The sequence below is a fragment of the Actinoalloteichus hoggarensis genome (assembly GCF_002234535.1).
Taxonomy (GTDB): domain Bacteria; phylum Actinomycetota; class Actinomycetes; order Mycobacteriales; family Pseudonocardiaceae; genus Actinoalloteichus_A; species Actinoalloteichus_A hoggarensis.
In genome coordinates, this window is the sequence record NZ_CP022521.1 from 100931 (window position 1) to 121858 (window position 20928).

Annotated in this window: 19 protein-coding genes; 9 read left to right on the plus strand and 10 right to left on the minus strand. The window is 70.1% G+C overall.

Annotated features, from left to right (window positions below):
- Positions 1 to 341: 341 nt before the first annotated feature.
- Both AHOG_RS00435 and AHOG_RS00440 read left to right on the plus strand, forming a co-directional pair.
- Positions 342 to 1166: a glycerophosphodiester phosphodiesterase gene (locus AHOG_RS00435; RefSeq protein WP_093944014.1), complete on the plus strand. Its 825-nt coding sequence runs from the start codon at positions 342 to 344 to the stop codon at positions 1164 to 1166.
- A 26-nt stretch (positions 1167 to 1192) separates the two neighbouring features.
- Positions 1193 to 2158 carry a DUF5926 family protein gene (locus AHOG_RS00440; RefSeq protein WP_093939602.1) on the plus strand — a complete coding sequence of 322 codons (966 nt, stop codon included), beginning with the start codon at positions 1193 to 1195 and terminating at the stop codon, positions 2156 to 2158.
- Positions 2159 to 2378: 220 nt separating this feature from the next.
- Here the strand turns inward: AHOG_RS00440 and AHOG_RS00445 are convergent, their stop codons facing one another.
- The 5 genes from AHOG_RS00445 to AHOG_RS28165 form a co-directional block, all read right to left on the minus strand.
- Positions 2379 to 3194, minus strand: a complete 816-nt coding sequence (locus AHOG_RS00445; RefSeq protein ID WP_093939603.1) for an ESX secretion-associated protein EspG — start codon at positions 3192 to 3194, stop codon at positions 2379 to 2381.
- Between the two features lie 883 nt (positions 3195 to 4077).
- The gene (locus AHOG_RS00450; protein WP_157736554.1) at positions 4078 to 4887 is read right to left on the minus strand and encodes an ESX secretion-associated protein EspG; all 810 of its coding nucleotides are present in this window, start codon (positions 4885 to 4887) and stop codon (positions 4078 to 4080) included.
- 22 nt (positions 4888 to 4909) lie between these two features.
- Positions 4910 to 6283 carry a hypothetical protein gene (locus tag AHOG_RS29225; RefSeq protein WP_211290506.1) on the minus strand — a complete coding sequence of 458 codons (1374 nt, stop codon included), beginning with the start codon at positions 6281 to 6283 and terminating at the stop codon, positions 4910 to 4912.
- A 26-nt stretch (positions 6284 to 6309) separates the two neighbouring features.
- Complete coding sequence (locus tag AHOG_RS00460; protein WP_157736555.1) at positions 6310 to 6897, minus strand: DUF3558 domain-containing protein; 588 nt, start codon at positions 6895 to 6897, stop codon at positions 6310 to 6312.
- 45 nt (positions 6898 to 6942) lie between these two features.
- The gene (locus AHOG_RS28165; protein WP_157736556.1) at positions 6943 to 7266 is read right to left on the minus strand and encodes a hypothetical protein; all 324 of its coding nucleotides are present in this window, start codon (positions 7264 to 7266) and stop codon (positions 6943 to 6945) included.
- A gap of 221 nt (positions 7267 to 7487) precedes the next feature.
- Here AHOG_RS28165 and AHOG_RS00465 point away from each other — a divergent pair, with 221 nt between their 5' ends.
- Positions 7488 to 8951, plus strand: a complete 1464-nt coding sequence (locus AHOG_RS00465; protein WP_093939606.1) for a UvrD-helicase domain-containing protein — start codon at positions 7488 to 7490, stop codon at positions 8949 to 8951.
- Between the two features lie 345 nt (positions 8952 to 9296).
- On the opposite strand, the gene AHOG_RS00470 is transcribed toward AHOG_RS00465, so the two are convergent.
- Together AHOG_RS00470 and arcA are read right to left on the minus strand one after the other, a co-directional pair.
- Positions 9297 to 9857: a ferritin gene (locus AHOG_RS00470; RefSeq protein WP_093939607.1), complete on the minus strand. Its 561-nt coding sequence runs from the start codon at positions 9855 to 9857 to the stop codon at positions 9297 to 9299.
- Between the two features lie 176 nt (positions 9858 to 10033).
- Complete coding sequence (arcA, locus tag AHOG_RS00475) at positions 10034 to 11263, minus strand: arginine deiminase (RefSeq protein WP_245856496.1); 1230 nt, start codon at positions 11261 to 11263, stop codon at positions 10034 to 10036.
- A 230-nt stretch (positions 11264 to 11493) separates the two neighbouring features.
- Here arcA and AHOG_RS00480 point away from each other — a divergent pair, with 230 nt between their 5' ends.
- On the plus strand, positions 11494 to 11769 hold the full coding sequence (locus AHOG_RS00480; RefSeq protein ID WP_157736557.1) for a hypothetical protein: 276 nt from the start codon (positions 11494 to 11496) through the stop codon (positions 11767 to 11769).
- Here the strand turns inward: AHOG_RS00480 and AHOG_RS00485 are convergent.
- The 3 genes from AHOG_RS00485 to AHOG_RS00495 all read right to left on the minus strand — a co-directional run bounded on the left by AHOG_RS00485 (position 11705) and on the right by AHOG_RS00495 (position 14973).
- Complete coding sequence (locus tag AHOG_RS00485; protein ID WP_093944016.1) at positions 11705 to 12463, minus strand: CPBP family intramembrane glutamic endopeptidase; 759 nt, start codon at positions 12461 to 12463, stop codon at positions 11705 to 11707. The two genes, AHOG_RS00480 and AHOG_RS00485, sit on opposite strands and share 65 nt — an antisense overlap.
- Positions 12464 to 12544: 81 nt before the next feature.
- Positions 12545 to 13315 carry a DUF2470 domain-containing protein gene (locus AHOG_RS00490; protein WP_245857125.1) on the minus strand — a complete coding sequence of 257 codons (771 nt, stop codon included), beginning with the start codon at positions 13313 to 13315 and terminating at the stop codon, positions 12545 to 12547.
- 473 nt (positions 13316 to 13788) lie between these two features.
- Entirely contained in the window at positions 13789 to 14973 is a 1185-nt protein-coding gene (locus AHOG_RS00495; protein WP_093939609.1) for a homogentisate 1,2-dioxygenase, read from the minus strand.
- 131 nt (positions 14974 to 15104) lie between these two features.
- Here AHOG_RS00495 and AHOG_RS00500 point away from each other — a divergent pair, with 131 nt between their 5' ends.
- From AHOG_RS00500 to cydB, 5 genes are all read left to right on the plus strand, one after another.
- Positions 15105 to 15908: a hypothetical protein gene (locus AHOG_RS00500; protein WP_281258101.1), complete on the plus strand. Its 804-nt coding sequence runs from the start codon at positions 15105 to 15107 to the stop codon at positions 15906 to 15908.
- A gap of 169 nt (positions 15909 to 16077) precedes the next feature.
- Positions 16078 to 17283, plus strand: a complete 1206-nt coding sequence (gene fahA / locus AHOG_RS00505) for a fumarylacetoacetase (RefSeq protein ID WP_093939611.1) — start codon at positions 16078 to 16080, stop codon at positions 17281 to 17283.
- Positions 17284 to 17300: 17 nt separating this feature from the next.
- Entirely contained in the window at positions 17301 to 18002 is a 702-nt protein-coding gene (locus tag AHOG_RS00510) for a helix-turn-helix domain-containing protein (RefSeq protein WP_093939612.1), read from the plus strand.
- 219 nt (positions 18003 to 18221) lie between these two features.
- Positions 18222 to 19778, plus strand: coding sequence for a cytochrome ubiquinol oxidase subunit I (locus tag AHOG_RS00515; RefSeq protein ID WP_093939613.1), 1557 nt, complete (start codon positions 18222 to 18224; stop codon positions 19776 to 19778).
- Between the two features lie 126 nt (positions 19779 to 19904).
- Positions 19905 to 20912, plus strand: a complete 1008-nt coding sequence (gene cydB, locus AHOG_RS00520) for a cytochrome d ubiquinol oxidase subunit II (RefSeq protein WP_093939614.1) — start codon at positions 19905 to 19907, stop codon at positions 20910 to 20912.
- Positions 20913 to 20928: the final 16 nt, after the last annotated feature.

A 20928-nucleotide genomic window follows, 5' to 3' on the forward strand; every position in this document is an offset into this window, starting at 1 on the left:
GCCGGGGCGCGGCACCAGACCCTCGTAGTCGCCGTGGTTCCGCCTGCGCAGGGGGATCGGCGTGGGTGCGGGCAGGGTGCGAAGGGGTTACCGCGAGTCGGTCTCGGCGTTGTCGTACGCCGCTTTCGAGAGGCGGTCGGCGCCGTAGACGATTCGGCACGCCCACCGTCGGCACGCCCACCGTCGGCACGCCCGCCGAGGCCGGACCGCGACCTCCGATCGGGCTGGACCTCCGAGCGGACGGGCGTCGACCCGCTCGAGCGGGCGAGTGCCATCGGGGGTTCTCCCCCGTGTCGGCGAGACGCCACCTGCGAGCCACCTCGGCGGCGCAGGATCGCCGGGTGTCACCAGCCGTCGTCGCTCATCGCGGCGCATCAGCCGACCGTGCCGAGCACACGCTGGCCGCCTACACGCTGGCCCTGGAACAGGGGGCCGACGCACTCGAATGCGACGTCCGGCTCACCAGGGATCGGCATCTGATCTGCATCCACGACCGCAGCGTCGACCGGACCTCCTCGGGGCGGGGCCTGGTGAGCGAACTGACCCTGGCGGAACTGTCGGCCCTGGACTTCGGCGGCGGGCACCCGACGGGGCGGTCCGATCCCACCGCCGCCGACGGACGCCTGCCCGTCGACCGCGCCACCGGTCCGCTCCGATTCGACGACCTCCTCGACCTCGTGGTCGGTGCGTCGCGACCGGTCCGGCTGTTCGTGGAGACCAAGCATCCGGTCCGGTTCGGCGGCCTCGTGGAGCGGGCGCTGCTGCACACCCTCGCGCGGCACGGACTCACCAGGCCCGCGTCGAAGGAGGACTCGCCCGTGGTGATGATGTCCTTCTCCTCGCGCGCGGTGCGGCGAGTCCGCGAGCACGCGCCCGCCCTGCCGACGGTGCTGCTGCTCGACCGGATCGGCCGGTCCCTCCACGACGGCACGCTGCCCCCGTGGGCGGACTACACCGGACCGGGCATCCGTCTGCTGCGGTCCGACCCAGACTATGTCCGGCGGGCCGAGGCTCGCGGGCATCCGACGTACTGCTGGACGGTCGACGAGCCCGCCGACATCGAGTTGTGTCGTCGACTCGGCGTCCGCTTCCTCGCGACCAACCGGCCTGCCGCCACCCGGTCCGTCCTCGGTCCTGCTCCGTCGACTACCGTTCCCAGCGCGTAACGAGGGAATCACGGGAGGGGCGCCACGTGGCCAAGCGCACAGCGGTCAAGCGTAAGGATCGGGCGGGTGGCCGCGAGGACGGCCTCAACCCGAGGCGGCCCTGCGAATGCGGCTCGGGCAAGCGGTTCAAGGCCTGCCACGGCACCGGCGGCGGTGCGGCCGACGTGATCATCACGAGGCCGTTCGAAGGCCTCGCCTCGGAATGCGAGCTGATCGCGCTCCGTGAGTTCGTGCCCAGCGCCACCGCACGGCTTCCGCTGGTCGACGGCGTCTCGGCCGTGGACGTGACGCTGGCCTCCGTGCTGCCGATGGCTGCCGCGGCCATGCGTCGCAACGACGATCAGGCACTCGTCGGACTCCAGGTCCAGACGCGGTCCGGCGATCTCAGCCGCGACCTCGCCCGCGCCGTGCGCTGGGTGGCCGATGCAGGCGCCGGCGACATGCTGCCGGTGGTCGGGCCGGACGACGACCCGGCGGGCCCGCGACTCCAGGATCTGCTGATCGCCGACGCGCCGTTGGACATCGAGCTGCACCCCGACTTCGCCTGGTGGATCCCGGAGGGCACCGAGGCGACTCCCGAGATCACCGTCTCGCTGGAACGCGCCAACGAGGCGATCATGCCGACCGAGCGGCTCGACGGCACCGACATCCGTGCCGCGTACTGGGTCGATGCGGGCGAGAAGGCACATCTGCGGTGGGTACGGCCCGAGCCGGAGGAGAAGCTGCTCGCCGCGATGGCCCGACTCGCCGCGCGCGATGCGCTCACGTTGGGCGAGGGCAGCCGCTACGCGGGATCGTTCCGGGCCCACGGACTGCTCGTGCCGGTGTGGGATCTCGATCGTGAGCTGCACGCCCGGGAGTGGGAGAAGCCCGCCGCCGACCTCGGGGTCCGACTCACCGAGGCACTCGGCACCCTCGAGGACACCCCGCTCGACGAATCGGAACGGCGTGCTCGGGCCGGCCTGATCGGGCGGCAGATCACGCTGCGCTGAGCGACACCGTCCCGGTATCGCCTGATCGGTTCTCGCACGTCGGCTCGCCGAGCGGTCCGGCACGTCGATGTCGACGGCCGGGCCGACGGCATCGGACGGCCATCCTGCCGGGCCCTCCGCACTGAGCCTGTCGCGTGCCGACACCGGCGGCCGCCACACCGGCTCGCCGATCTGCGCCGTCGTCCGCGGCGCGCTGGTCTCCGGGTGAGGTCGAGGCGGGTCAGATCCGAGGCCCGATCGAGGACAACAGGATCTCGACCTGGCCGATGAGCGTCGTTCGGTCGGCGGGCGCGAGGGTGAACCATCGCCTGCCGTCCGACTCGGGTCGATGCCGCAGCAGATAACGGCCGTCGGCGGTGTCCCGGAATTCCACCTGGTAGGCGGCATCGGCGGTGCGACCCGCCAACGGGTCGAAGCCGGTGGCGCTGATCCGCCCTTCCCGCTCGACCCGTGCGGTCAGGACCCGTTCCAGCAACCGGGCGTCCGGGGGGCGCAGGCCGGCGGCGGCGATCACCGACGACAGTCTCGCCGGGTCCAGGACACCCGCGTCGTAGGCTCGCAGGAGGCGCTCCGAGGGGATCCGCACCGGATCGCCCCGCCCGGCCTGGACCGGGGGCAGCGCCTCGACGACCACCCGAGCCAGCGACGTCGGCCGGATCCGCTCCAGCGTCAGCGAGCGGTCGGCCCCGGCGGATCCCACCGGCTCCGAGCGCGTAGCCAGGACGGCGAACTCCCCGCTCGACGCGGCGATGGCGTGCAGTCCGAGGTCGGACACCAGGAAGGAGCCTGTCACCGAGCGGCTGGGTCGATGCAGTGCGTGGAACGCGGTCGTCAGGAACGGGACCGGCTCGCCGCGATCAAGCAGGCCCATCGCGTCGAGCTCCAGCCAGGCCTCCCGGCGTAGATCATCAGGTTCGTGGTCGGCGTCGTCGAGGCTTGCGGCATGCAGCAGAGGCGTGATCGTCGTGCGGAGCCGAGTGCGCAACGCGTCCACCGCGAGTGCGGAGAGGGTGAACCGCTCGGCCATGGCGTTCATCGACGCATCACGAGGGCTTCGTCGCGCCGCGGGGCCCGCGTCCTCCGTGCTCCCGCCGCGTTCATCGCGTCCAGGCCTTCCGTCGCGCCGCGGCGACCGGGCCGGCGCCCGGGAGCCGCCGGACAGGGCGGTCTCGACCGCCGCGCGCGCGAGCAGGCCTGCCGGTTCCGGACTCGTGCATGCCGTACCTCGACCGGTGACTGCGCTGCGCGGTCGCGGAGTCTCTCACCGGCGTCGGACACAGTGCCTGCCTCCCCGTCGCTGCTCCGGGCGGCCGCCCCACCGCCCCGTAGTGATCTTCGACCGAAGTTATCAGCCTGCGCGTAGCGGATCAGGCACCCTGCGAAGTCGATCCGCGACATCACACCATCAGCGCAGTGCCGCCTCGCCCGGCGGCCGGACACACGGCCCGAGAGGAAGCATGTCGCCCGCGATCGAGAGCTCGGGCGAGGTGAATCGGCCCGGCTTCGCCTGCGCGGCCGTGTCACCGAGGATCGAGAGCGGCGAGGACACGGAAGACCCGCACCGGTCGCGACACGCGGCGATGACGCGGGCTCAGCCCGCGAGCCCGTGGTCGCTCCTGGTGTGCGCGGGTCCTCGAAGGCTTGGGGTATCGGGGCCGAGCCGAGAGGGGAGCCGAACGCCCGCGCCGCCGGAGACCTGGATGAGGGCGTGGACGCCGACACCGACGTCGAGCCTGCACCGAGGCCGCCATCCGTGCACGAAGGCGGACGATCGCACAGGAGGCGTGTGGCGGCGACGTCCGCTCAAGGCGCCTCGAGAGGACGACGCAGGATCGCGGCCTGCCCGGACGCCTCGTCACTCCGCCGATCACAGCCGGCGAGCATCCCGGCCGGGCGTCCGCCTCGCGCCCGCCGACGGCTCAGTCTCGCCGTTCGAAAGTGGCCAGCAGCTCCTCCACCTGCCTCGCGAGCATCGCCCGATCCGCCGGGGCGATGGTGAACCATCGTCGGCCGTCGTGGGACGGCCGGTGGCCCATGAGGTAGCGCCCGTCGGCGGTGTCGATGAAGTCCACCCGATACGTGCCGTCGGTCGTCCGACCGGTGAGCCGATCGAAACTGCCCGCGCTGATCTGGCCTGCTCGGAGACGGTGCGCGGTGAGCGTCCGTGCGACGACGTCGGCCTCGCCGCCGCGCAGCCCCGCCGCGGTCAGCGCCGACCGCAGCGCGGTCATCGAGCGGCCGGATCGCTGCGCGGCATGCAGCATGTCGTCCGAGGGAAGGCTCACCGACGTTCCTTGGCCCGCGGGCACCTGCGGCAGCACCTCCACGACGGCACGCGCCAACGACGTCGACCAGATGCGTTCGATGGTCAACGGCCGCTCGGCCTCGGTGCTGCCCTCGGGCTCCGTCTGCGTCGCCAGCACGGCGAACTCGCCGTTGGCCACCGACACCGCGTTCGCCCCCGTCGTCCGGTCGAGCTGATAGGCGCCGTACACGGCGCGCATCGGCCGGGACAGCGTGGTGAAGGCGTCGGCGAGGAAGGGGACGGGCTCGCCGCGATCCAACAGCCCGAGCGCATCGAGCTCGGCCCACGCGGTGCGATGCAGCCTCCGACGTTCCTCCTCCGACTCACCGAAGCCCACGGTGTAGAACAGCGGCGGAAGACGGGTCTTCAAGTGGACGCGCACGGCATCGGCGGCGAGTGCGGTCAGGGTGAATCGTTCGCTCACGTCGTACCTGTCTCCCGGTTGGTCACTCGCCGAAGACGGGCGGAGCGACCTTCGTGTCGTCGTCGAAGACGCCGTCCATCTCGATGAGGTAGTCGGCGCGCTGGTGCTCCCTGTCCTCTTCGCCCGCACCGTTGCGTCCGTTCGCGCCGCCGCCTGCCATGCCCCCTGCCGCGCCACCGCCCATGCCGCCCGCACCCCCGACGCCGGGCATGCGAGCGCCGCCGGCGCCGCCGACGCCCGTGGTGCCGCCGGGACCGAAGCCACCGCCGGGGCCGCCGCTGCCCGGACCGAAGCCGCTGCCCGGACCGAAGCCGCTGCCTGGACCGAAGCCCCCGCCGGGGCCGAAGCCACCGGGGATGCGTCCGGGGCCGGCGGGCCCGCCGCCGAGACCGCCGGGGCGTCCGCCGCCGGGGATGCCGGGCGCCCCGGGACGTGCGCCGGGCATGCCGGGGCCTCGCCCACCGAGACCACCAGGCCCACGTCCGCCCGGCCCAGGCCCGCCGGGGACGTCGGGTCCACCCAGCCCACCGGGAGGCAGCAGGCCGCCGCCCCCGGGATGTCCGGGGCCGGGCCCCACGCTCGGCGGCCCGACCGGAGCACCGAGCGGAGGCTGCGGTGGAGCGGGATGGTGGAAGTCCGGCCCGATCGACGGCGGCGCCACCGGAGGAATGGTGTGGCCAGGGCCGCCGGGCCGTTCTGAGCCGCCGTTCCCGCCGAGACCACTGCCACCACCGTCACCAGGGCCGCCGAAACCGCCGCCAGGGCCGCCGAAACCGCCGTCGGCTCGGCCGCCCGTCGACGGGGCGTCGCCCAGCGTCGACGGCATGCCCTCGTCGGCCCGACTCAACGCCGGATCGGCGATGGTGATGGTCGTCTTCTCGGGCTCCTCGAAACCTTGCAGATTGGCGAGGTTCGTGTTCGTGATGTCCTGGTACTGCTCCATGGCTTCGCGAGCGCGTTGATTGTCCTGATCGTAGGCCGCGATCTCGTCGTTATAGCCGTTGAGCCCGAAGGTGACGGTTTCCAGAAATCCCTTCTCCGGCTTCGGTGAGCCCATGGGCGCCATGAGCTTGACCGCCGCGTGATAAACGGATTGGACTGCCACGACGTTGCCGACCTGCCGTGCCTGCTCCTCCGCTTCCAGCGCATACCGCGCAAGCGGTGAGGCAGCCGCCCTGGACCGATCGCCTGCCTCACCCTGATAGCTGTCGGAGGAATCGGAGATAGACTTCTCGATGTACTCGCCGATGTTTCTGAACCGGTCGGATATGGCGTCCCAGCTGCTCTTCAACTGCTCCGGATCGGCATTCCCCGGATTGGCGCGTAGTGCTGCGGAGATTGCTTGTGCGTTGGTGTGATCCCAAGATCGATTGCTCGTTTCTGGCTGGAATCCCATTGTTCTTCCCCCTGCTATGAGTGGTGCTATTCTGTGATGTTCTTCAGGGTGGCTCCCGCAATCTCGGCTCCCCATTCGCAGGCGTCGAGATTATCTCTCCTGGCCGCGGTGGAGTCGATGACGATGATCTGCTCTTCTGTCGTGGCCAGGAATACCTCGCAACTGGTCGTCGAGTCCACTCGGTTCGCAATTACCGCCGGGTATCCGTCGATCGTCCTCGGTTCGAAGATCGAGAAACTGTCTTCTTGTGCGTAGATGTCGGCCAGAGAGAATTCGGCATCGAGGTAGACGATCGCGTTGAGGCCTGAGTCGGGGTCGGTCCACTTGCAGGCCTCGCTCATCCAGACCTCATGAGGTTCGCCCGTCTCGGGTAGTTCGAGGCTGGCGGCGTCTCCCGCGGAAAGGAAGCTGCATGGAGAAATCCCTGTTGCGTCTACAGGGTTCGGAACGGCGATCGCTCCAGCGGTGGCGCCTGTCGCCGACTCGCTGATGCTACTACTCGGCGGCGTGCTCTCCACTGAGAGTGCGCCTGGGTCCTGATTGCACGCTGCCAGTGTGAGCGATGCGATAAAAATCGGTACCAGCGTCCGGGCGGGGCGACTTTTCCTGATCAATGCAGATTCCTTATGTCGAATTTCAGCCTTAGTGTCGATATTCTTTCAGTTTATCGGCGTCGCTTTGATCTGATTCAGCTCCTCAAGGTCCTGGTATCTCGCAAGATTGTCCTCTAGGGCGTGGATCTGGTCCTTGAGGGCTGTCATGTAAGCTGTTATGGCTTCGAACAGTGAGCCGGATTCCGGGTTTGTGGCGAATCTTTGCAGCTCGGCCGATGCATGGCGGCTCACGCCATCTGTTCCTCGAAGACTGTATCGGGCGAGCTGTCTGGCTTCTGCTTGAATTTCCACAATTGAGTCATGCGCGTTCTTCAGGTTCGCCAGGATCTGTGGTGCTCGGTCGAGGTCGATCTCGTAGCCGTCCGCCATGTGCGGTCCTTCCCCCGTGCGTTCTCGTGGTCGGACCGTCCCCTACGGCCCCGCCGACGATCTTCCCGTCGAAGTTAGCAGTCGCTCGGTAGCGTGTCTGCCACGCTCTGGAGTCGTTCGGAAGGTCACACCTTCGGCGTAGAGCGGCCGGCTCCCGGAGTCGGACCTCGCATGCATGATCGTCCTCGATCACCGGACACGAAGGAGAAGGGCGAGTCGCGATGGTCGCAGTCGAGGGGGTCGCCGGGGGCGGCGCGGCCGGGTGGCGTCTCGATCAGGAACAGGACGCCGCGGCCGAGCCGACACCCGGCGGACGCGATGTGCTGATCGGCGGGCCGGGGACGGGCAAGACCGTCGTGGCGTTGCATCGGATTCACCGGACGTGGCGGGCCTGCGGAGTGGGCAGGCTGTTGTTGACGACCGGGACGCCCGCCGCGGTCGGTCGCCTTGCCGACGGCCTGGTGCGGCTCGGCGGCAGGGAGATCCTCGATCGGGTCGACGTGCTCGATGTCGACGTCGTCGCTCGGCAGACATGCGTCGGCATCACCGGCCGGACGGTCCGCACCGAGCCCGACGAGGCCGCTCGCTGGGCGCAGGTGCTGCAGCGGGCCGTCGAGCTCGACGACGCCGACCGCAGGCGTTACACCCCGGAGTTCCTGGCCGCCGAGTATCGGTTGGTGATCGTCGGTCGAGACCTGCGCCGTCGGGAGGATTACCTGGCGTGTTCGCGATCGGACCGCGGTGTCGCTCTCGACGGACCCGAGCGGACGCGGGTGTGGGGGCTGGTGACGGCGTTCGAGGATCTGCTCGCCCGGCGGGGTACGACGAGCCGCGATCGGACGGCGGCGCGGGCGGCCGAGTTCGCGGAGGCCGCCCGCGACCCGGGGGCGCCGAGGATCGGCGGTTACCGACACGTCGTCGGCGACGCGGCGCACGAGTTCTCGCCGACGCAGCTCCGGCTGCTGCGTGCCCTGGTCGTCGGGGACACGGGAAGTCTGCTGCTCTGCGGGGACGACCGGCAGCGGGTTCATGCTCAGGGCGACGTCCTGAGCGCGGTCGCCGCGTCGTGGCGTCGGCTTCGGCTCGGGACGGATCACCGGAGCTCGCGAGCGATCGTCGACTTCGCCACGTCGGTGCTCGATCCGGATGAGGAGTCGCCGGGCGCGGGTGGGGCGGGGAGCACGGTCGATGCTGGACCGGAGCCGATCACCTGGGCGTTCGACTCGACCACGGAGGAACGCGATGCCGTGGTCCGGGTGTTGCGACGGTGGCGGACGGAGGTGTCCGTCGACGAGCCGCCCTGCGCGGTCCTCACACCGTCGGCGCGGCTGCGGGACCACCTGGATCGGCGGCTCCGTGCGGCTCGGGTGGGCACGGTCCTCCTCGGGTCCGAGGAGGACATCGAGGAGAATCGGGCGGTCCGGGTCGGTGAGCTGGCCTCGGCGGCCGGTCGGGAGTTCTCGCGGGTGGCGGTCTCCGGAGTCGGGGCGGAGTCGGTGCCGCCTGCCGGGCTCGCCGATCGCGTCGACCCCGGCGACCGACCCGAGATGCTGCGCCGTTGGCGGGCGCTGCTCTACGTGGCCTGCACGCGAGCGCGCGACCGCCTGCTCCTCACCTGGACCGGCGAACCGTCGCCGTTCCTGCCTCGCCTCCCCGCTCGTCGGAAGGCGCCGGGGGCAGAGTGATCACCCGGTCGTGGCGGAGGGGAAGCGGAGGCAGCAGATCGGGTGACAGGTCGTCGGCCGCGACGGGGCTCGTGGGCGGGCGGACCGCCGGACCGGTCGCCTCGGCCGTCCGCGGCGACTGCGTCGGGATGCGCCCCGCGATCCGAGCCGCCGCACCACCCGCCGTGACGGGCCCGGCAGTGAATTCGCCAGCGGGCCCGCCCGGGCCGGAGGCCCACCGCTCCTCCGTCGCAGGCTCGGACGCCTCGGCGCGAGCCGACTGGGCAGCGGCCGGACGCGGCCTCGTGGCCTGGTCGGAGTGCGAGCCTGCGTCCGGCGGCGAGTGCCGACCGGGTCGACCCCGGTTCAGAGCGCCCCGCCCGCGGCAGGCGGGGCGGTGGGGTCCGTGCCCGCATCGCCGACGGTCTCGCGTGCCAGGTAGTTCTCCACGTCGAACAGGTTGCCGTTCGATCGCTCCACGACGTTGAGCAGCGTGGACATCTGCGACACCTCCTCGACCTGCTCCTTGAGGAACCACTGCATGAACTGCTCGCCGATGTAGTCGTCCTCCGCCCGCGCGGCCTTGGCGAGCGCCACGATCTGGTCGGTGACGGCCCGCTCCTGTTCCAGTGCCAGCGCGATCAGCGCGCGGGGCTCGCTGAACGAGTTGCGGACCGGCCCGACGTCGGGGATGGTCACCTCGACGTCCTTGTCCAGCAGATAGCGGACGATCATCATGGCGTGGTTCCGCTCCTCCAGCGACTGCTGGTAGAAGTGGCGCGCGAGCTGGGGAAGATCACGAGCGTCGAACCACACGGCCAGCGCGATGTACTGCTGTGCGGCGGTGAACTCGTTGCGCACCTGATCCTGCAAGAGCGTCTGGAAGTCGGACGTCGTCCGCTGAATATTCTTCGCCGCGATGGTCATGATTAAAGGATAAGCCTTTCGCGTCCCTCCTGCGACTTCGTGAGAAGCAGCTCACGGCTATACCTCTCAGCGGAGGGAAGGCTTGCCGAAGTTAGCCACGCCTGACCTTACCTGGCAGGTCAGGCGTGGTTTGATTCCCTTTTCTCGGCATCTCGACTATTTGCGAAAATGCTCGGTCAGGCGATCTGATCGCGCGACAGTGGACAGGACATGCAACGCGGTCCGCCGCGGCCGCTGCCGAGTTCGTAGCCTGAGATGCGAAGGACCTCGATTCCATTCTCCTCGAGTCGGGTATTCGTCTCCACATTTCGCTCGTAGGCGACCACGACCCCCGGCGCGAGCGCGAGCGTGTTGTTTCCGTCGTCCCACTGCTCCCGTTCCGCGGTGACCGGATCCAGTCCGGTGTCGATCGCTCGCAGTCGTTCGATGCCCATCGCCTCGGCGGCGGCGGTGAGGAACGGCGCCGGTCCCGCCACCGCGAGACCGCCCTCCCCGGTCGGCCGCAGCGGATAGGCGGACAGGGTGTCCTGGATGGCGGGGTACATCACCACCGCGTCCACGTCGACCATCGTGCACACCGTGTCCAGGTGCATGGAGGCGCGTCGCTGCTCGATGGGCACCGCGAGCACCGTGTGCGCCAGGCCGTCGGCGAAGACGGATCTCGCGAACGACTCGGCCCCGGCGGGTGTGGTGCGCTCGCCGACGCCGATGGCGAGCACGCCGGGGGCCAGCAGCAGCACGTCCCCGCCTTCCACGGGTGCGGAGTGCGCGCCGTAGGCGCGACCTGCGGAGGCGAACCGGGGATGGTAGGCGTAGATCAGGTCGGTGATGGAGGTCTCGCGGCGGCGCGCGGGCATGGTGAGCGACGTGATGGCGACGCGGTCGCCGACCCAGATCGAGGAGTCGCGGGTGAAGAGCAGATTGGGCAGCGGGGTGACGGCGAAGTCGTGTGGATGCCGCATCCGCCGGACCAGAGAGGCTCCCTCCGACGCAGGCAGCTCTTCGAACGTCATGCCGCTCATCAGCACCTCGACCAGCGTGGCGGCGGGCAGTCCGGTGAGGTGCGAGCGCAGCGCGTCGGCCAGTTCGAGACCGAGGCGGCGTTCCTCCACGGCGGCGTGGATTCCCGCGGCACGGGCACGCGGGTCGGCGAGGGTGTCGGTCAACAGGTCGGCCACCAGCAGGACCTCGACACCGCGGGATCGGAGCAGCGCGGCGAAGGCGTCGTGCTCGTCCTGAGCCCGGTCCACCCACGGAATCCCGTCGAACAGCAGCTGATCGTTGTTCCTCGGTGTGAGGCGCTTCAGCTCGTTGCCGGGTCGGTGGAGCAGCACCGATCGGAGCGGCCCCACCTCGGAGTCGACTCGGGCGGGCGGGGACACGGGCGGAATGACCTGGATGCTCACGCCGATCAGCCTAAGCTCGACGTCGATAATCGTCGCGATCAGCGACGGTACACGAGCGATTTCGCTGTCTTCCTTCTGGCCTGCGTCGATCTATTAACGTCAAACCGTGAATCGGCGCGTATTCGTTCAGTTCGTGCGTCGCTGTCGGATCGTCATCGTCGCGCCGGCCGGGTCGCCCGTCCGGCGGGCTTGAGTCCCGTCGGACCGGCTATCCCGACGAGGTGATGCGGGTGACGGACATCGATGACGAGATGCTGGCCATGGCCGGCCTGCGGCTGGGAACGGTCACGGTCGACGAGACGGTCAACGTGGCGCTGCGGCTGGCGGCGGGCCTGCCCGCCGAGGACCGAGGCGAGGAGCCTGCGGCCTGCACGTTCCGACTCGCCGAGGACGTCTTGGCGGAGTCCGCCCGCGAGCAGTGCCGATCGGACGCCGAGCGCGTCACGGGAGCCAGGACAGGGAGTCGCGCAGCAGCGCATAGCCGACGAACGCGACGATGTCGATGACCGCATGGCCGACGACCAGGGCCCACAGCCGATTGGTTCGCTGCCAGTAGCGGCCGTAGATCAGCCCCATCACGATGTTGCCGAGGAAGCCCCCGAAGCCCTGATAGAGATGGTACGAGCCTCGCAGCACGGCGGAGGCGAGCAGACTCGCGTTCTCCGACCAGCCGAGTTGCCGCAGACGGGTGAGCAGGTATCCGACGACGAGGATCTCCTCGGCCCAGGAGTTGCCCAGTGCCGAGAGAACGAGCACCAGACTTCGCCACCACTGCTCGTCCAGGGCTGACGGCACCACGGTCAGATTGATGCCGATCGCGCGGGTGCCGAGGTAGAAGGCCAGTCCGGGGATGCCGATCAACGCCGCCAGACCGAGTCCGTGCAACAGGTCACGGCCTGGACGGGTGCGATCGAGGCCGATCCGCCGTAGCGCGATGCCGCCACGCCAGATCAGATACACGCCCAACGCGCCCCATGACAGGAGCTGGAGGACGCTGGTGAGCTGTCTGGCGAAGTCCAACAGCCCGAGCGCGGCCTGCGGAACGTTGATCGCCACCGCCTGCTCGTTCAGCGGTTCCGGCCGCAGCAGGCGATCCAGCAGCGACAGCAGGCTGCGCAGCCCGGACAGTCCCAGCGTCGCGGTGAAGACGATGAGCAGTTCGACGACCACCGCGCGGCGTTCCGCCGGGTCGGTGATCACCGCCGGATCGTCGGGCCGTCGCGGCCTGAACCAGCCGGACGAGGGACTGGGCGATCCGGTGGGCACGGCCCAGACGGTAGCTCAGGTCTGCCGGACGAGGAACGGACAGCCGACGAGCCTGCGCAGTTCGACCGACAACTCGGCGACGTCTCGTACCGGTCTGGCGAAGGCCAGCCGCACATCGTGATCGCCGTCGTCGTCCTCGATGCGCAGCCGCAGGCCGAGCCGGTCCAGTCCCAACGGTCGCACCCGACCGCCCCGGATCTTCTCGGGAAGATGCCGGGCGAGCATGTCGACGACGTTGCGATGCGCACCCTCGAGGTGTCGCAGCCAGCCCGCCTCGAACCGGCAGAACGGGTCCGGGGCGGCCGAGGCGAACTCGGCGACGTCCAGGGGGCCGCTGCTGTCGGCGTCGGCGAGGACCAGGGAGGCGACCCGCAGCCGGAGGACGACCATGTCGTGTCCGACGTCGAGCAGTCGGGGGTCGGGACGGGTCTCGGCGATGCTCACCGCGGCTGCTCGTGCCGCCCGCTCGGGCAGGACGCTGAGCAGCCCGCTGATCCACAGCAGCCCGCGGACCGGTTCGCGCAGGGCCACGGGCGCGGTGTCCGCGACCTCGACCATCGCGGCGAGTTCGCCGCCCGCACCGTGCAGGGCGAGGCCGACGAGCGGATGCCGTCGGGAGAGGATCGCGGACACGGTGCCGTCGGGGTGCACGTGATGCAGCACGGGGTTCACCCGGGCGGCGCTCTCGATCGCGGGCAGGATGACGGCACGCCCCCGGGTAGCCGTCGACCTGGCTCGTTCCGCCGCCGTGGGCGACGGGGGCCTGCGACTCGCGTTGACGTCCACTCTCACCTCCAGGACTCCGCGTCGGTGTCCGGCTCGTACGGCTCGCACCGGGACGCGGGGCGACGTAGACGAGCCGCCCATGCCGATGCCGTGGTCCGTCGAGTCCGGGAGCGGGCGCCGACGAGGAACGACCACGGGTTATTAGGGGAGCCTAAGTTATTTCGGCGTGGGAGGGAAGCGCGCCGCGCGGGATCGGGCGTCGTAAGGGGGAATCCGCCAGGGTGTCGCCTGCACGCCGGTGCCACCGAGGCCCGAGGCTCCGGAGTCGGCGAGAAAGCGGTGAGACGGTCCTGACCCCGACGTCCTGGCGGGCGCCGGAGTCCCTCCCTGGTCGGAGACGTCCGCACGGACCGATGCCGCGGTGAACGGCCTGCCGCAGGTCTTCGGCGGGAGTCGATGCCTGCGCGCGGGCCGCCGATCCCGAGGACGCGCCGCTGTTCACGTCGAGCCGGACGCTCGCGCCTCCGGCGGCGTCAGTCCGCCCGGTCCGGGCCACGTCGGGCCCAGGACCAGGCGTAGCGCGGGTCCTCGCAGGCTTCGGCGGCCTCGCCCAGTTCCAGTGGGCGGAAGGTGTCGACCATGACGGCCGTCTCGTCGAAGTACTCCGCGCCGAGAGAGGCCTCCACCGCCCCCGGCTGCGGGCCGTGGGTGCAGCCCGCAGGGTGCAGGGACAGCGAGCCGAGCCCGATCCCGGAGCCCTTCCTCGCCTCGTAGTCGCCGCCGACGTAGAACATCAGCTCGTCGGAGTCGACGTTCGCGTGGTTGTACGGCACCGGCACCGCCTGCGGGTGGTAGTCGACCTTGCGCGGGCAGAACGAGCAGACCACGAAGTTGGGGCCCTCGAAGGTCTGGTGCACCGGCGGCGGCTGGTGGACCCGGCCGGTGATCGGCTCGAAGTCGCGGATGTTGAAGACCCACGGGTAGAGGCACCCGTCCCACCCGACCACGTCGAACGGGTGCCGGGCGTAGGTCAGGCGGGTGAGGCCTGCTCGATGGCGGACCAGCACGGGTACGTCCTCGCCGTCGACGAGCAGCGGGGCCGCGGGGCCGCGGAGGTCGCGTTCCGAGTACGGCGAGTGCTCCAGGAACTGCCCTCTGGCCGAGAGGTAGCGGCGCGGCGGTCCGATGTGGCCGCTCGCCTCCAGGATCAACAGCCGCATCGACGGCTCGGGTCTCACCCGGTAGGTGCATGACGTGGGCAGCACGACGTAGTCGCCCTCGCCGACGTCGAGCGCGCCGTAGATCGTCTCCACCGCGCCACGTCCGGACTGGACGTAGAACAGCTCGTCGCCCACGGCGTTGCGGTACAGGGGACTCGGGGAGGTCGCCTCGACGAAGCAGATCGAGACGTCGGCGTTACGAAAAAGTTGCCTTCGATGCGTTATGGCATCCGGGTCGCCCGCATCGCGCCAGTTCAACGCCTGGGTACGGAAGTGGCGCGGCTTCAGCGGCAGATTCGGCGTGGAGCCGCGCCCGGTCTCCTCGACGGTCTCGGCGTTCACGATGGCGGTGGGAAGATGGCGGTGGTAGAGCAACGAGGAATCAGCGGAGAAGCCCTCGACGCCCATCAGCTCCTCGGCGTACAGACCCCCGTCTGGCCTGCGGAATTGGGTGTGTCGCTTGGGGGGAATCTCGCCCACGGCGCGGTAGTGCGGCACGATCTGCTCCCGGCGTTCGTTATACGGACACCTTTGTTCATTCTGTGGTACGCACTAGCCTCGCAGCCGTGTCAAGCGCCGTAGAACTCCATGCGCCCGGTCCACGCGGTATCCCACCCCTGTTGGCGAGGTTGATCGATGACGCCGCACTGTTCCCACCCGGCAGCGCGAGCATGCCGGATGCGGTACGCCGCCACCTCGAGGCCAGGGCAGGAGGAACGGCCGGTGTGCTGGGTCTGTTCCTGTGCCCGGCGTCGAGGCTGTCGGAGCTGATCACCGAGCTGATCAAGGCGAAGCCGATCCGTCCGGTAGCCCTGTCGCTGGTGATCGACACCGGCCTGGGGGGTGTGCCCAAGGCCGTGTCGATCGTCGAGTCCCGCAGTGAGCTGCTCGCGCTGCGCATGGTCGAGATGCCCGCTCCCTCCGATCTGGACGAGGTCTGGCTGGAACGTGTCTCGGAGTTCGTCCCCGAGGACGTCATCCGGGTCATCGAACCGCGTCGCGGCGGTCCCGGCTGGCTGGAGAGCGTGCGGCGGGTCGCCGAGCACGGGTCCTGGCCGAAACTGCGTTGCGGCGGCCAGACGATGGAGGCGTTCCCCGGCGCCGATCAGGTGGCGGACTTCCTCGCTGTGGCGAGCACCACGGGCCTGCCCTTCAAGGCCACGGCGGGGATGCATCACGCGGTGCGGTACACCGACGAGGAGACCGGCTTCACCCACCACGGATTCCTCAATCTCATCGTCGCCACCGCGAGGTCGCTGTCGGGCAAGGACGTCCGCGAGGCCCTGTTGAGCACCGACGCCGAAGCCCTGGTGAACGAGGCCGAGGCGCTCGGCGACGAGGCGGCCACCGCGGTCCGGTCGGTCTTCGCCTCGTACGGCTCCTGCTCGCTCACCGAGCCGGTCGAGGACCTGGAACAGCTCGGCCTGCTGTGAGCGACTCGTCTTCTGCCCGCGTCACCGACAGGGCCGGGCGGGTGTCGACGACGGGCGGGCATCGCGTCGATCCAGCCGTCGGCGCGGGCAGGGGCGAGTGGCCGCGATTCCGCCAGAAATCGACGAAAAGAGGTTTCCACGGTCGGGACTCCCGAGAGAGGCTTGACGAGTGACCTGGATCGACGTGCCCGGATTCCATGCCGATGCACCGTTCGGACCGCAGACCCTGCCCTATGGGCTGGTGCGGGTGGACGGTCGTCCGACGCCTGCGGTGCGAGTCGGTGATCATGCGCTGCCGCTGCGCGGGCTGGCCGATGTGCTGGGGCCTCGGCTGGCGGAGCTGGTGGTTCAGGACTCGCTCGACCCGCTGCTGGCGTGTGATGCGTCGATCTGGCGAGAACTTCGGGAGCGGCTGCGCACCTTGACCGCCGAGTCGACGGCGCCGCGTGGTGCCCGGCTGATTCCGCTCGGCGACCTGCGCCCGAGCCTGCCGTTCACCGTCGGCGATTACGTGGACTTCTACTCGTCGCGGCACCACGCGGAGAACGTCGGCCGGATCCTGCGGCCCGATTCGGCGCCGCTGCTGCCGAACTGGACGCACCTGCCGGTGGGCTATCACGGGCGCTCGGGCACGGTGGTCGTCTCGGGGACCGACGTCGTCCGTCCACACGGACAGCGCAGGCCGCCGGGCACGGAGCTCCCCGTCTTCGGGCCCAGCACCCGGCTGGACATCGAGGCGGAGGTCGGGTTCGTCTGCGGCGGAGCGGTCGCCGGCGGGGTGTCGACGGCCGAGGCCGAGGACCACGTCTTCGGGGTGGCCCTGGTCAACGACTGGTCGGCCAGGGACATCCAGGCCTGGGAGTATCAGCCGTTGGGGCCGTTTCTCGGGAAGTCGTTCGCGACGTCGATCGCGGCCTGGATCACTCCGCTGGCGGCCTTCGACCACGCCAGGGTGTCGCCGCAGGCACCTCCGCACGACCTGCTGGACTATCTCATGGAGGATCGACCCGCCGGGTTGGATCTCCGGCTCGAGATCAGCTGGAACGGCACGGTGGTCAGCAGGCCGCCGTTCGCGGCGATGTCCTGGTCGTTCGCCCAGCAGCTCGCCCATCTGTCGGTGAACGGGGCTACGGTCCGGCCGGGCGATCTCTTCGCCTCGGGCACGGTGTCCGGGCCGCTCCGAGCCGAACGCGGCTCCTTTCTGGAATTGAGCTGGGGCGGTGCGGAGCCGATCGAGCTGGCCGACGGCGCTCGCCGGACCTTCCTGGCCGACGGCGACTCCGTGGTCGTCACCGCGACGGCCCCCGGCCCGAACGGCTCGGTGGTCGGGCTCGCCGAGGTGGCGGGCACGGTCAGACCCGCCGCGTCGGCGTGAGCGTGAGGACTGAGGCGATGGTGGCACCGGCCGCGCGGCGGCGACATTCCGGCGGGGCGACGGCCTCGGCGGAGGGCGACGACGTACCGGCGGGCAGGGAGCGCTCCCTCACCCTCGAACGCGGGCTCACCCTGCTTCAGGCGGTGGCGGACGCGGAGTCGGACGCGCCGAGCATCAGTGATCTGGCCGCGGCCATCGGCGCGAGCCGGGCGGCGGTCTATCGGATGTTGGGACCGTTGCAGGCTCGAGGCCTCGTGCGTCGTGAGGGCTCGAAGGTCCGGCTGGGTCTCGGTGTGCTCCGGCTGGCCAACCGGGTGCTCCCGCAGGTGCGGTTCGCCGCGCTGCCGTCGCTGCGGGTCCTCGCGGAGCAGGTGGGCGCCACCGCGCACATCACCGTGGCCGACGGGATGGACGCCCAGGCCGTCGCCGTCGTCGAACCGTCCTGGACGGCGTTCCACGTCTCCTACCGGGTCGGCACCCGGCATTCGGTGCGCTTCGGGGCGGCTGGCCGGGCGATCGACCTGACGTCGAAGGACGGGCCCTGGGTCGTCTCCTGCGGCGAGCTTCAGACCGGCGCGCACGGGGTGGCGGCGCCGATCACGGGCGTCGACGGACTGCGGGCCAGCGTGGGTGTGGTGGCGCTGGCTCCGTTGGACGCCGAGGCCGTGGGGCCGCAGGTGCTGCGGGCCGCGGCGGACATCGCGGCGGCGCTGAGCTGACGGGTCCCCGGGTACCCGTGCGGCGCGTTCGCCGAATGCGTGTCGCGTGCCTCGGGCGGCGTGTCGGCGGAGCGGCCCGCGATCGGGTGCCGACGATCCGGTCGGCCGCCGCGGAGACGGTCCGAGACGGGACCAAGGTCCCGCGTCGACGGGACTCTCGAACCTGAAGATCACTCATCTACCGCGGCTAGGTTCGCCACGTGCCCTGAAGGAGGCAGCGTGGAGATCCTCGACGTGGCGCGGTGGCAGTTCGGCATCACCACCGTCTACCACTTCCTGATGGTGCCGTTGACCATCGGACTCGCCCTGCTCGTCGCGATCATGCAGACGGCATGGCACCGCACCGGCGACCCCAGGTACCTGGCGATGACCAAGTTCTGGGGCAAGCTGATGCTCATCAACTTCGCCATGGGCGTGGTCACCGGCATCGTCCAGGAGTTCCAGTTCGGGATGAACTGGAGCGCCTACTCACGTTTCGTCGGTGACGTCTTCGGCGCCCCGCTGGCCATGGAGGGCCTCGTCGCCTTCTTCGTGGAGTCCACGTTCCTGGGACTGTGGATCTTCGGCTGGGGCCGCATCTCTCAGCGGCTCCACCTGGCCTCGATCTGGGCCGCCGCACTCGCCACCGTCGCCTCCGCCTACTTCATCCTCGCCGCGAACTCCTGGATGCAGCATCCGGTCGGGGTCGAGATCGGGCCGGACGGCGACCCGGTGCTCAACTCGATCTGGGCGCTGTTGACCAACTCCACCGTGCTCGCCGCCTTTCCGCACACGCTGGCGGGCAGTCTCGCCGTGGCGGGCACCGTCCTCATCGGAGTCTCGGCCTGGCATCTCGCACGGAGGCATCGGAACTCCCCGGTGGACGACCCGGACCGTCGTGTCTGGCACACGTCCCTGCGATGGGGCGGCTGGGTCGGGCTGGCCTCCTTCGCCGCCGTGGCGGTGTCCGGCGACATCCAGGCCAAGCTGATGTTCGAGCAGCAGCCGATGAAGATGGCGGCGGCCGAGGCGCTGTGCGAGACAGAGGAACCCGCGGGCTTCTCGATCTTCGCCATCGGGGACCTCAGGGACCCGAGCTGCGACAACATCGTCAGCGTCACCGTGCCCGCCCTGCTGTCCTTCCTCGCCGAGGGCGACTTCGAGAGCGAGGTCAAGGGCATCGAGGAGCTGATCCCCGCCTACCAGGAGCAGTACGGATCGCACTATCCCGACGATCCGCGGCTCGGTGAACTCGCGGGCATGCCCATCGACTACGTGCCCTCGCTGCCGGTGACGTACTGGGGCTTCCGACTCATGATCGGCTTCGGATCGATCGCCGCCGCCGCGGCAGCCGCAGCGCTCTGGTTCACCCGAGGCGGCCGGGTGCCGAGGTGGCGATGGTTCGCGCCGGTCGCCCTCGCCTCGATCGCCACGCCGTTCCTGGCGAACACCTTCGGCTGGATCTTCACCGAGATGGGGCGCCAGCCGTTCGTGGTGGTGCCGAACCCGACCGGGGTGGACGGCGTGTACATGTTCACCGCCAGCGCCGTCTCGGCGGGGGTGTCCCTGGGCGAGGCGGTCTTCTCCCTGGTCGCGCTCACACTCGTCTACGCGGCGCTCGCGGTCGTCGAGCTGTTCCTGCTGATCCGGTACGCCAGGGCCGGGGTCGACGGGGTGATGCGGCCGCCCTGGGAGAAGGACGACCCGCCGGACGACGATCCGCCGGCCTCCGCCGACGCGGGCGACGACGGGCAACAGAAGGGGCGGGACCAGGATGTCCTCTCGTTCGCGTACTGAGCCGGAGGCCCTCATCGCGTCGTCACACCGGGGTGCGGCCCGTCCGCCCCATAGTCGCCGGGCGACCCCCGTTCGGCGGCGGGGCCGCGGCCGCCCCTGCCGCATCGCTCGAGTCGGGAGCTGACCATGGACCTGCCCACCGTGTGGTTCTTCCTCATCGCGACGTTGTGGCTCGGCTACTTCTTCCTGGAAGGGTTCGATTTCGGCGTCGGGATGCTGCTCGGCATCGGCACCAGGGACGAGAAGGAACGCCGGGTTCTCATCAACACCATCGGCCCGGTCTGGGACGGCAACGAGGTCTGGGTGATCGTCGCCGTCGGGGCGACCTTCGCCGCCTTCCCCGACTGGTATGCCGCGCTGCTCTCGGGCGCCTATCTGCCGGTGTTGTTCGTCCTGCTGAGCCTGATCGGTCGGGGCGTGGCCTTCGAGTACCGAGGGAAGGTCGACGGCGTCCGATGGCGGCGCAATTGGGACCGGGTCATCCAGATCGGCTCCTGGCTCCCGCCGTTGGGCTGGGGTTTCATCATCACCGCGACGGTCACCGGACTGCCGATCGACGTCAACGGCGATCTCCGGGGCGGGCTGATCGACCTGGTGCGCGTCGAGACGCTGCTGGGAGCCCTGGCACTCGCCGGCTTCAGCCTGCTGCACGGTGCGGTGTTCCTCGCCTTGAAGACCGACGGCGACATCCGGTGGCGGATGCAGCGCTTCGCGAGCCGGTACGGGGCGCTGCTCCTGCTGCCGGGCGCGGCCCTGCTGGCGATCGTCCAGTTCCGGCACGGTGCGGCCTGGACGGCCGTGATCGCCGGGGTGGCCGTCCTCGCCTCGATCGGCGCTCTGCTCCTGCTGCCCCGGGGGCGGGCGGGCCGGGCCTTCACTCTGTTGGGAGTGATGCTCGCCGCAGTGGTGGTGGTTCTGTTCGGATCGTTGTATCCCAATGTCATGCCGTCCACGATCGACTCGATGTTCACCCTGACGGTTGCCGGCGCAGCCTCCAGCCCCTACACACTTAGCGTGATTACTTGGGTCGCGGCGTTCGGAACGCCCGCGGTGCTGCTCTACCAGGGGTGGACCTACTGGGTGTTCCGACGTCGGATCAGCACGGCGCACATCCCCGCGGTGCGCGTGCCGTGAGGGCGTCGACGACGGA

What these genes read in the sequence shown, in the direction of transcription:
- AHOG_RS00445 (WP_093939603.1), bottom strand. Translation starts at nt 3,194, where the DNA reads ATGAACGCCATGGCCGAGCGGTTCACCCTCTCCGCACTCGCGGTGGAC.
- AHOG_RS29225 (WP_211290506.1), bottom strand. Translation starts at nt 6,283, where the DNA reads ATGGGATTCCAGCCAGAAACGAGCAATCGATCTTGGGATCACACCAAC.
- AHOG_RS28165 (WP_157736556.1), bottom strand. Translation starts at nt 7,266, where the DNA reads ATGGCGGACGGCTACGAGATCGACCTCGACCGAGCACCACAGATCCTG.
- AHOG_RS00465 (WP_093939606.1), top strand. Translation starts at nt 7,488, where the DNA reads ATGGTCGCAGTCGAGGGGGTCGCCGGGGGCGGCGCGGCCGGGTGGCGT.
- AHOG_RS00470 (WP_093939607.1), bottom strand. Translation starts at nt 9,857, where the DNA reads ATGACCATCGCGGCGAAGAATATTCAGCGGACGACGTCCGACTTCCAG.
- AHOG_RS00510 (WP_093939612.1), top strand. Translation starts at nt 17,301, where the DNA reads ATGGTGGCACCGGCCGCGCGGCGGCGACATTCCGGCGGGGCGACGGCC.
- cydB (WP_093939614.1), top strand. Translation starts at nt 19,905, where the DNA reads ATGGACCTGCCCACCGTGTGGTTCTTCCTCATCGCGACGTTGTGGCTC.